8 protein-coding genes are annotated in these 11,104 nt (G+C 42.2%); all 8 read right to left on the bottom strand.

From position 1 onward, the window contains the following. Positions 1 to 78 precede the first annotated feature (78 nt). The gene (locus QUA04_RS18840) at positions 79 to 1,389 is read right to left on the bottom strand and encodes a glycosyltransferase family 39 protein (protein ID WP_333259111.1); all 1,311 of its coding nucleotides are present in this window, start codon (positions 1,387 to 1,389) and stop codon (positions 79 to 81) included. Between the two features lie 304 nt (positions 1,390 to 1,693). Beyond that, positions 1,694 to 2,452, bottom strand: a complete 759-nt coding sequence (locus QUA04_RS18835; RefSeq protein WP_333259108.1) for a class I SAM-dependent methyltransferase — start codon at positions 2,450 to 2,452, stop codon at positions 1,694 to 1,696. Between the two features lie 30 nt (positions 2,453 to 2,482). Further along, complete coding sequence (locus QUA04_RS18830) at positions 2,483 to 3,742, bottom strand: glycosyltransferase (protein WP_333259105.1); 1,260 nt, start codon at positions 3,740 to 3,742, stop codon at positions 2,483 to 2,485. Between the two features lie 35 nt (positions 3,743 to 3,777). Further along, positions 3,778 to 4,836 (bottom strand): glycosyltransferase, encoded by a 1,059-nt coding sequence (locus QUA04_RS18825; RefSeq protein WP_333259102.1) that lies wholly within the window; start codon positions 4,834 to 4,836, stop codon positions 3,778 to 3,780. A gap of 24 nt (positions 4,837 to 4,860) precedes the next feature. After that, positions 4,861 to 5,844, bottom strand: coding sequence for a glycosyltransferase (locus QUA04_RS18820; RefSeq protein WP_333259100.1), 984 nt, complete (start codon positions 5,842 to 5,844; stop codon positions 4,861 to 4,863). Between the two features lie 60 nt (positions 5,845 to 5,904). Then, positions 5,905 to 7,128, bottom strand: a complete 1,224-nt coding sequence (locus QUA04_RS18815) for a glycosyltransferase (protein ID WP_333259097.1) — start codon at positions 7,126 to 7,128, stop codon at positions 5,905 to 5,907. 27 nt (positions 7,129 to 7,155) lie between these two features. Then, the gene (locus QUA04_RS18810; protein ID WP_333259094.1) at positions 7,156 to 8,946 is read right to left on the bottom strand and encodes an ABC transporter ATP-binding protein; all 1,791 of its coding nucleotides are present in this window, start codon (positions 8,944 to 8,946) and stop codon (positions 7,156 to 7,158) included. Continuing rightward, positions 8,921 to 10,135, bottom strand: coding sequence for a glycosyltransferase family A protein (locus QUA04_RS18805; RefSeq protein ID WP_333259091.1), 1,215 nt, complete (start codon positions 10,133 to 10,135; stop codon positions 8,921 to 8,923). Before QUA04_RS18805 ends, QUA04_RS18810 begins: the two co-directional genes overlap by 26 nt. Between the last annotated feature and the right edge of the window lie 969 nt (positions 10,136 to 11,104).

The following is an 11,104-nucleotide window of genomic DNA, read 5'->3' as shown; positions in this document are numbered from 1 at the left end:
AAGTTACATCAGCAAATATTTGGAATTGGTTTACTCACTGCTGTTATTGTACCTCACCTTTGTAAGAAATGCTATACTTTATAATTCAATGGAATTAGTCTGGCAGAAACCGTTGGTATGGAGCAAATTTAATTTATATTTATGTTCTAAATATTGTTTAACTTCAGGATCACAACTGACCACTATATCACCCTGCCTAAAACTATGCTTTGCCGGCAATACATTGATTTCATTGTTGTTAAAATGATTGTATTTTTTTGTATAAAATAGCAGATGAGCATTATACTCATCATTGTTAGCTACATAAAACTTTTTCAGTGTTGGTTGCTCTTGTTGCAGTTGCTTAAAGTACGATCCGTACATTAGTTGTGGGTCATTTTTTTTGCTCCAATCATAGATCATGCCCTGATGCCTGTAAATTTTTAAGTACAACATATCAAGATAGGGCAATGAGAATAACGCAATTATCATTAAAGCTAAAAAAGCTATCTTTAAATTCTTATTGCTAATGCTATAGTAATTAGCGATACTCTGCAAAAACTCGGCCACTCCTAAGCCAATCAGTAAAGACATCATCGGATATAAAGGTGCATCATACCAAGGCAATTTCGTTTGAGCGCTAGAAATAATTAGCAAATAACAGATTATTTGTAAAGAAACAAATAAGCTAAGTTCTTTTAATTTTGCTTTAGCACTCATTTGAGTCAGAATAAAGCAGGCAGGCAAAAAATAGATCCAAGGAATAAATTTTGAGTTAAAAAGAGCGTTGAGATAAAAAATAAATTCGCCTTTGTGGTTTTCCAATGATGATAAATATCGCCCTGTAACTTCAATTTGTAAAACAGCTTTAATGTAACCCGGATTAGAATAATTCCTCAATATATAATAACTAGACACTACAAGTATAAAAAATGTAGCTGCTAAATAAGTTTCTCGCGCCAATAAAATTTTTCTAAGTTTTCTTCGCCAAGCCGTATAAATTAAAAGCCCCGGTAAGAACATCAATCCAGCGATACTTTTAGTTAAAACTGCTAGGACTAAGGCAATAGTTGTTAGAACCAAATATAGAGAGCGCTTTTTCGGTATATCACTATGCAAATAGCTAAAGTAGGATAGTGAATAAATGACTATCCAAAGCACAAGCAGAGCATCGTAATCTCCTGTTCTGCCAACGTGCTCTCCTACAAATCCAATACAGGTGATTAAAACTAGAGCGCTCACCAGACCAATTTTAATATTTTGAAAATAACTATTGCAGAATTTTAATAAAATGAAGGTCGTAGCTATCCCAGATATTGCAGAAGGAAATCGCACGGCAAATTCGTTCACACCAAATATTTTCATGGAAGCTACCATCAACCAGATTAACAGGGGTGGTTTGGATTCCACATATCTGGTTTTCCATCAAAATGAGTCACTAAAAAATTACTATTAATGAGCATTTCGAGGGAATTTACAGCTAATCTCGATTCATCCCACATCCGAATTGTAGGCAAGTGGAGACGAAACAAAAAGACACCATAGCTCAGGATAAACAAGATAATAATAGTGATTGATTGTTGATGCTCCAACAGCCAACAAATAAAGGACGAAAGATGTTTGTTGAACGTTGCCTTAAGCTGAGTAGTCATCAAGTTCATAAATTTTATAAATTTTATTGTTGTTGCTTGATTGTTGAAGCATGTATAATTAATTAGGCTGGCTTTTGCCAAGCGTATGCAGTTTCCGTCCCCAATGATTCAGGTTTATGCAGCCAATAACTCACCCAGGTTAAAGGACTGAGTGCAGTACAAAAAAATAGGCGCTTGAGAGGAGATAAACGGGAGAAAGCAACATCATGACAAATTACCGTCAATGGATTAATAAAAGTCGCAGAGCTTTGGCAAGGAAAACCAATTAATGCTGTCAGTTCATCGAGCGTATATCCACGCCGGACATGACCCCATTCTGCCATCACCTCCGCTTCCGGTGGGCAAAGTGGTTTCATAAATCCATAGTAGGGAAACCGCCAATTTTCATTGGGAGTGCTCACTAATAAAAATCCCTTGGGTTTGAGCACTCGCAGCGCTTCTGAGATTGCTTTTTGATGGTCGGGAACGTGCTCGATCACGTCAAACATCGTTACTATATCAAATGATTCATTTTCAAACGGTAAATTCGTGGCATCACCGCAGATGAAGCGGACTTTTTCTTGTTGGTTACAAGGGGCATTTGCATATTTAGGATCGAGGTCAATGTTGGTAATCTGTGCTTCCGGATAGAGTAAAGCCGTCAAGCCGCCTTGACCGCCTCCGACTTCTAATACTTCTTTACAGGGAAGGTCAGGGGCAATTCGGTAAATTGCTCGCATCTTTTCCCGATAAAAGAATCCTTGAGTCAAACCATGAGGAAACGGGTTGCGGCTCAGGAAATCACCTAAAGGTTTTTTATAAGTTAAATTAGATAGCTGCATTTTCATCTCTCCTTTGAAAGTTTCTATAAATTAATAAGCCTTCTTAGAGCGATTTTTCAAGTAAAAGATTAAACCTGAAAAATAGCCAAATATTTCGCTAAACACCGTACTATACCGATTTTGAAATCCCTGGAAAACTCCCGAAAATACCAATTTGGTATAGTACCAAGGTAAAGAAACTAAGACGCGATAGAGATTCCCCCAATGTTTGTACCGGTTGAACTGAACTAAGAGAGCAGCAACGTGCCCCTTCATGTACTGATACATCTGGCGCTGTAGAGTTGCTAAATTGCCTCGGTGATAATGATAGACAACAGCAGCGGGTTCATATAAACACAGCCAACCTTCTGCCAAAATTCGATACCAAAATTCCGAATCTTCACTGCATCCAGATGCCCCCGCCCCTAAGCGCTCATCAAAGTAGCCCACTTGATTGAATGCTTCTCGCCTGAGCGCCATATTTGCACCGGCCCCAATCTGCCACACAGGAACGCCGATGTTTTTTGTCTGATTAAAAAACTGAGCGTCAAAGGTTAAGGGGCAGTACCCACGATGCAGGCCACTAAATTCTTTTTCAAAGATAACTTGAGAATCAGTTGCTAACTCTGCCGGGAGAACTAGACCCGTAACTGCCATGATTTGAGGATTGCTGAAACTGTGTTGCAAGCGGATAATCCAATCAGGATGCACCTCTACGTCATCATCAGTAAAAGCAATAATTTCTCCACTACTGTAGCGGACACCTGTATTGCGGGCAACGCTCAAACCGGGGCGGGGTTCTAAGAGATAGTGAACTTCGGAAAATTGAGCAGCAAGTTGGCGAGTGGAATCAGAAGTTGAGGCGTTATCGACGACGATAATTTCGTGAAGGGTTTGCGATAGCTTTTGGAGCGAGCGCAGACAATTGACCAACTGCTCCGGGCGATCGCGTGTACAAATGACCACAGACACCGTTTTTGCTTCTCCCTGAGAATTCGACAAATGCTGGCTCATGGTTTCTAGCGGGGCTTCCAATGCCATTAAAGACTGAAGGTTGTAGGATCTCCCATCAGGTTGACCCTTTAACCCCAAGCGATCGCGCACTGCTGGAGTAATCGCTTGCAACACTCGATGAGCAAGTTCTGTCGCAGGCATGGGTAATTGTTCAGCTAAAATCTCCTGTTGGCCTAATGGAATACCATGCCACCAAAACACTAAATGTAACCCTTGAGAATTGGACTCAGCCATTAAATTAGGCAGGCTCTCACTCACATCAATGTGCAGAATTTTCCAGGGGAGAAAGTTACTCATCAGACTTTTAGGGAATATATTTATAGATAATCAAGTTAACTTGCTTTGAGATTAGAGGTCACTTTTTTAGGAGCAGTCTCCAAAAACATTTTTTCAACGTCGGTTTGTTTCGTTAAGTATTTAGCACCTGCTATGCTCAAGTAAAATGCAGATACGAAGAAAAATTTTAAGGAAGGTTTAAAATTTATTGCTTCTCGGATCTGTGCTGCCATGCTGCTAAACTCTCCGCGATTGAGGAATTTAACAGCATTGGCTAAACCTGAAAAAGCCCAAAAATCTCTAATTTTTGCCGATAATTCTCTAGCTCGTTCAGGAGGCAAGTAGGGCAGAACCATCTCATACGCTTTCCGCAAATCTTGCAGATCTTTACCCGTCTGCACCGATTTTCCGCTCAAAGAAGTAATACCTGTGCGGTAAGTTGCTAGAGGTTCTACTTCATACCAAATCGGGTAGCGAGCGGCAATTCTTACCCACATTTCCCAGTCTTCACCGCTACAGGAAATGCGACGATCAAAACCTCCTAATTCTTCATAAATTGCTCGGCGGACAGCAATAGAAGGGGTTTGGATCGGATGGCGGATAGCAATGCGCTCTAAAGCATTATTCAATAGGCCACTTTCTGCTTGCTCTAATTGAGAAATTCGCTGCCAGTGACCATTTTCATCCATAAAGATATGGCGGCAATAAGCTGCACCAATCTCTGGATGTTCTAGAAAACCTTGTTCTAGTTTGTGGTAAAAACCATCGCGCACACCGTCATCCCCATGCAAGATGTGCACCAAGTGACCGCGCGATCGCTGCAAGCAAGTTTCAAAATTACGGATGTAGCCCACATTTTTTTCTTGTCTGTAAAATCCGACTCGCCCTTTCCCCAATTCCTGAACAACTGCTGCCGGCTCGTCCTGGGTAGAATAATCGTCCACTACTTCAATTTGCATGATCTCCGGTCCTGGATCTTGGGCGAGGACGTTTGCTAAAGTTTCGCGCAAATAATTAGCGCAATTGTAAGTAGGAATCATCACAGACCACAGGGGACGAGGCTCTCCCTCTGGAATTGGATCAATTTTGGCTCGATATAGCTGTTCTTCACTCATTGCAACTCAATAGTAAATGTGAACTTAACTAGCGATTCTGGCACGTCCCAATAACTCTCGGCGTTCCTGCGGGTTCATGCGGATCATCCGGTTAATTCCGGCCCACTTACCGCGCACAAAACTTTTGTTGATCTCCACTTCCGCCGGATTCATTCGCCCCAAAGCCGTCCTTAAGGATTGAATTACGATATTTTGGGAAGCTTTCACCCCATCCCCAATAAATTTAAACAGCCAATCTTGATAAGAACCCGACCACAGAAGAGAATCGCCCAAAACTTGAGAGGTTCCTAAACCGTAGTTAATATCTATCAAGTATTTTTGAGAAGTACGCCTAGCCGGAATAAAGTGTTTTAACTGGCAATCAGGAGTGTACCAAAGGTCGTATCCCGCTCCGTAAATCCGCAAAGCGATTTCCACATCTCCCCCTGATATGAGCTTGGTTCCGATGCGATCGTGAAGCAGCGGTTTATCAATCCAACCCGTATGAGCGAGGGCTCCTCTATTCAGCACGATTCCTGCTCCCACGAGACAAGATTTTTTTTGAGGTTCTGTGCCGTGTTCTTGTTGTGCGAAGGAGTAACCATAATTCAATACATATTTAGGCGGTGGAGTTTCCCAATCTAAAATCACTCGACCACCAAAAGCGCCGCAGGCAGGATGAGTCGCAGCAAATTTAACAGCTTGCTCCACCCAATCTTCTGCGAGAAAGCAATCGTCATCTACGAAAGCAATCCAATCAGCAGTTGTGTTCTGAACGCCACAGTGGCGGGCATAGGTTAGCCCTTGCTTTGTTTCTGATATTGTAGAAAGATAGGGAATTTTTCCAGACACTCGATATTTTTCGACAACTTCCTGCGTGTTATCCGTGCAGTTATTATCGACCACTAACACCTTCCACTCTAACTCGGGCGACACTTGCTGTTGGGTAAGGGCCGATAGAGCTTTGTTTAGAAGAGGAGCATTGTTATAAGTACAGATGACGATATCAATGGGCGGAAGCTTAGTCATATTTAATTGTCATTTCCTATATTGAACCAGAAATAGATTTCTGAAGCAAATCTCCTTTTTTTAGACAAATTGCCGCCGAATCTGCTCGATACGTTTTAAAGAACGGGGGTACTCGCCAAAAAGCCCTACGATACCACCCCACATTTCCGCTAAAATCATCGTTGGCGGCAAAGGATGACAGCCCCTAATACTCTTTTGCAATTCATCTAACTGATAGCCAATCCACCAAGTGATCAGCCGGATTAGCTGCGATCTCTTGGCAGGATCGGTCTGATAGGATTTTACCACAAAAGCCATAAAACCTAACCCCCAAGTCCAATACTGGCGGCGCAGTTTTTCATATTCCCGGCGGTGTTGGTGAAACACCAGATAGCGAGGTTCATAGACGAGGGGGTAGCCAGCGCGAACGACTCGATAAAAAATATCTAAATCGCCACCGCCGGGGAGGGGCGCACCTGTATCGAGTGCATCATCAAATCCCCCTATTTTCAGTAAAACATCGCGGCGAAACGCCATATTGCAGCCCGCTCCAAATATGCCTGCACCACAGGGGTATAACGGATTGTGAGGTAAGATTTTGCCATAACGAATTTTCTCAAATCCGCGCCGAAAACCGCCCCGACTTTCAAATAAAATTTGGGCTTCAGTGGCTAACTCATAAGGTAGCACTAATCCTGTAAAACCACCCGCATCGGGATTTTCTGCCCAAGCTTCCCTCAATCCTTTTAGCCATTGGCGATCGGGCGTAACATCATCATCCAGAAAAGCTAATATCTCCCCAGTTGCTTCCTGCAAGGCGCGATTGCGAGCGAAGTCTAAACCTGGTTTTGGTTCCCTGGCATAACGAACTCCTGGTATAGAATCTACCAATTCTTTAGTTGTTTCATTAGAAGGTGCATTATCAATTACTAACACTTCAAAGTTAAGATTTTCACCTGAAATAGGTGTTTGCAACTTTAGTAAATATTGCAGGCACCGTGCCAGGTTATCCGGGCGGTCTTTCGTACAAATTGCCACTGTCAGCGAGGGAAAGCGATCGCCATTTTCGGCATGATTTAACTCTTCTATAATCGCTTCCTGAAGTAACTTAGCGCCGACTTCCCGCTCGATCATTTTAGCTAAATCTTGAGGAGCAAGGACGCTCTTTGGAGGAAGAGGCTGCATGATCAAACCAACAGCCTTATCTTTTCGCCGCACCACTAAGGCAATTCCTGTATCTTCCTGAGAAATTGTCAGAGTGGGAAGGGGCTGTGTGACTTCAATGTCAATAATCGGATAAGGCATAAGTGATTCACCAAATTCCTATTAGTTTTATAAGTTGCGGTGTTGCAGGTGATAAAGCTTGGCAAACAAGCCATCGAGTTTTAGCAAATACTGGAGGTTCCCTTGTTCGATGGCCCTGCCCTTTTCCATCACAATAATTTGATCGGCATTTTCAATCGTCGATAAGCGATGAGCAATGACAATGACGGTGCGGTTCTGGCTGAGCGTGTTGAGAGCCTCCTGAATCAAGTTTTCAGCAATACTATCTAGAGCATTCGTTGCTTCATCCAGAATTAGAATATCGGGGTCGCGGACAATCGCGCGAGCGAGGGCAATACGCTGCCTTTGTCCGCCAGAAAGGCGAACGCCGCGATCGCCGACTTTTGTGTCATACCCTTCCGGCAGTTGGCTGATAAAATCATGAGCATTGGCAAGTTTTGCAGCGTCAAAAATTTCTGCCTCCGTTGCTTCCAAACGCCCGTAGGCGATATTATCCTTCACCGTCCCGCTAAAGATATGAACCTCTTGGCTGACAATCGCAATTTCCTTTCGCCAGTCCGTTAAATTTAGTTCTTGTAAGGGGATGTTGTCAATATAAATTTCTCCTGAACTTGGCTCGTAAAAGCGACACACTAAGCTGATAATGCTCGATTTTCCCGCACCCGATGGTCCCACTAAAGCAGTAGTTTTGCCGCGTTTAAACTCGATGGAGACATCCTCTATTGCAGGCTGATCTTCAGGATTATAAGTTAAGGAAACTGACTCAAAATATATCGCCTGCTTTAACTTGTCAAAGGGAACAGTACCAGAGCGGATATAAGGTTTATCAGCAGTCTCTAAAAAAGACATCACCAGTTCTGCTGAACTGGCGGTAGATATTAAACCTAGCCTCGCTACATCTAGTTGTTGTACCTGCGGTTGCAAGCGGTAGAGTATGAATAAAAAAGTCAGCAGCGTTGGCATAGCTGACTGGTTTTGCAGGAGGGCGAGCGCCAAAATTGCTAGCAGAAGGAGTGCGGAAAAAACTTCATAGAGCGGATTGATGAGCCCTCCCAGCATATCGAGTTGCAAAAAGGTGTTTCGCACCTGCTGGGAAGCGCGATCGAAGCGCTCTTGCTCGTAAGGTTCCCGTCCAAAGGAGCGGATGGCTCTCATCCCCCCTAATCCCTCCCACATTCGGATAGCGAGCTGAGAATTGGCGTCTACAGCTTGCTGTGCCAGATGTTTGACTCGGCGGGTGACAAATTGGATGAACTGTGAGATGAGGAAGAGCGCTATAGTGATAATTAAGGTGAGTTGCCAAGAGATGAGCAGTAACAGGGTGGCCAGGACAGTAATCGTACAAGCACACGTAATCAAGTTAACAAACAAACTCAAAGCTTTGCTAGTCTGCCAACTCTCTGTCGCCAAAATATTCATAATCTTTCCCGATTCGCTGCGCTCTAAGAAAGAGTAGCTCACGGTTAAAGTTTGGTTGAAAATTTTGCAACGCAATCGGTGGCTAATTCGTGAATTTAACCATGCAAAAAGTATAGAATTACTATAGACAATCAGGTTTTTAATCAGGATGCTAACTAAAATACACAATGGGATGATTAAGACGCGGTAGCCAGCAGGGACAGCAGCGAATATCTTGTTCAGAGAATCAATGAAAGAATTGCCAGTTATAACCTGAGCTTGCTCTTGCTGTAAAGTTTGCAAAAAGGGAATGAATAAGCTAATCCCAAAGCCGTCGGAAAGGGAAGCAAGCATACCCAAGGAAATCATTGCCGGGATTGCCCAAGGGTATATCTTGAGGAGGGGAAGCAGAGTTTTAATAGCCTGAATTTCTTTTTTCATAAGACAACTCTGCCTGTGCCGATGGAGTGGCGCTAATGTTCACTTGAGGGAGCGTGTCAATATCTGCTTGATTTCGCTTGACAATGCGGGAAATTGAGCGGTGAAAAATGTTCCCAATCGTTACCATCGATTCGATATTTTTGCGCCGATTCTCAACCAGCAGCTCTCGGCTGCTCAGTTGAGAGTCAGAGGATGGTCGCTCTTTTGAACTCAGAGGGGTCTCCAGAGCAGCTTGAGGTTTCCAAAACTGGGATAATAGGTTTAAAAGGCTCTTCCCCAATACTCTGTAAAAACCATAACGGGACAACGGTGAGATGCACTCAGCTTTTAAAGCTTGGAATAACCAAAATAGCGCGGTGCGATCGCGGCCATTCCGACTACTTTGGTGTGCTAAATACATCAAAAAATTACTGGCAGACAATCGGTGTAGGAACTCTGGAATTTCAGGATGCCGTTGCTTTACATGTTGCAGCATTAAGGCGTGAGACTTCGCCATCACCACATAATTGCTAGACATACTGCTGTAAACTTTGCGGTATCCAATTAGAAATTCCGGCACGACTCCGAATTGATAGTATTCTGCCAGTCGCAGGTACAAGTCCCAATCTTCACAGCCTTGAGCACTCTTCTCTACATAGCTCGTGTCGTAAAAGCCCACCTTATCTAAAGCAGAACGGCGGATCATCGAAGCGCTAGCATTGCCTAAAAAGTTGTGGCAAATTAAGGTTTCATAAACTTCACCTTCAATCGTAAAAGCGCGGATTCCCCCGGTTAAAAATCCCTTTTCATCAATATCTAATGACCAAGAATAGACGACTCCTAGGGATGGATATCCCTCCATCATACATTGAATTTGTTTTTCTATGTTTTCAGGATACCAAATATCATCGGCATCAATGGGGGCAATATATTCTCCTCTCGACTTGTGAATTCCTAAGTTTCGAGCAGCAGCGACCCCAGCATTTTGCTGTTGCACAAGCTGAACGCGAGAATCCTTTTTGCTGATTTTTTCGACAATTTCAGCGGTTCGATCCTGGGAACCGTCATCGACTACTAAAACTTCAATTGCGGAATAAGTTTGAGCGAGAACAGATTTCAGAGTTTCTTCAATAAATTGCTCAGCGTTGTATGCAGGGATAATGACTGAGACCAGAGGCAAAGAGGGGGATTTGGGAGGATCGGGCTGCATAAGGTTTTAACAAGGTTTTTCAATATTTTTGTTGCTTTTTAAATTGGCGGATATACTTTTTACTTCTCGCAGTCAGGACTTAGACATTTGCTGCAAGAGACAGCCAAGACCCGCTAAGAATAATTGTACTGCATTCTCAGTCCAAAGTCAATGGTACATAGCACGTTTAAATAAGTAAGTTGTGCAAATCAAGACAATGCTGATAGACTAAAACAAAAAGTCATATTCTTAGAGGTAAAGAGATGTCAATTTATAAATTCCACGAGAGTAAATAAAAGCTCCCGAAGTGACAAGGATTTGTTTCTAACCAGAAGTGTTAAATGTTACAATTTTTTACCCAACTCTAAAGTAATCCTATAAATGTATTAACTTTTATAAAAAAATACCGGAGTTAATTTTTATAGTGCGTAATATCTGTGTTATTACTACTTGTAATTATTTTAATTTATCTAGGTAAATAATTAGATATTTACAAAATATTTCTTTTGTGTATACCTGGAAAAAATGTGAGTACAATACTTCGGACGGCTTTTGAGCGCGAACCGTATAATAAGGGTTTGGAGGCTCCAAGGCCATCGAGCTACTAAAGGAAAATCGGGGGTTTCAGACTACGAACTAAAAACGGTCCGGACTATTTTGAGTACAGTTGGTAAAAGAAACATACTGGAAGAAAATTATTCTTGTTTTAATAATAAATATTAAAACAAGAATAAAGCCATCTATCGCATTGTGCGACGTAGAAAAGTACACATATTTTCTATGAGCCAAATCCAAATCTTCCGTTTGTTGTCGGTTACAAATGAAAAATTAATCACGTTATTAATTATTTATTTATAGTTCCACCTATCCCATCAATTTTTAAGCCTCTATCGCTGCATACCTTAGGATTTTTCCCCAAAACTTATAAAAAGCAATAGTTATAAAACTTCTTCATTTCTGACAAAAGTGAACTATAATTATAGATGGTTG

This window comes from Microcoleus sp. S13_C5 (assembly GCF_036700845.1).
In the GTDB taxonomy this organism is placed as follows: domain Bacteria; phylum Cyanobacteriota; class Cyanobacteriia; order Cyanobacteriales; family Microcoleaceae; genus Microcoleus.
The sequence above is the reverse complement of the archived record's forward strand: the minus strand, read 5'-3'. Positions and strand labels throughout refer to the sequence as shown.

Excerpts from the sequence above, each read along its gene's own strand:
- QUA04_RS18835 (WP_333259108.1), bottom strand. The coding sequence starts at position 2,452 with ATGCAGCTATCTAATTTAACTTATAAAAAACCTTTAGGTGATTTCCTG.
- QUA04_RS18830 (WP_333259105.1), bottom strand. The coding sequence starts at position 3,742 with ATGAGTAACTTTCTCCCCTGGAAAATTCTGCACATTGATGTGAGTGAG.
- QUA04_RS18825 (WP_333259102.1), bottom strand. The coding sequence starts at position 4,836 with ATGAGTGAAGAACAGCTATATCGAGCCAAAATTGATCCAATTCCAGAG.
- QUA04_RS18820 (WP_333259100.1), bottom strand. The coding sequence starts at position 5,844 with ATGACTAAGCTTCCGCCCATTGATATCGTCATCTGTACTTATAACAAT.
- QUA04_RS18815 (WP_333259097.1), bottom strand. The coding sequence starts at position 7,128 with ATGCCTTATCCGATTATTGACATTGAAGTCACACAGCCCCTTCCCACT.
- QUA04_RS18810 (WP_333259094.1), bottom strand. The coding sequence starts at position 8,946 with ATGAAAAAAGAAATTCAGGCTATTAAAACTCTGCTTCCCCTCCTCAAG.
- QUA04_RS18805 (WP_333259091.1), bottom strand. The coding sequence starts at position 10,135 with ATGCAGCCCGATCCTCCCAAATCCCCCTCTTTGCCTCTGGTCTCAGTC.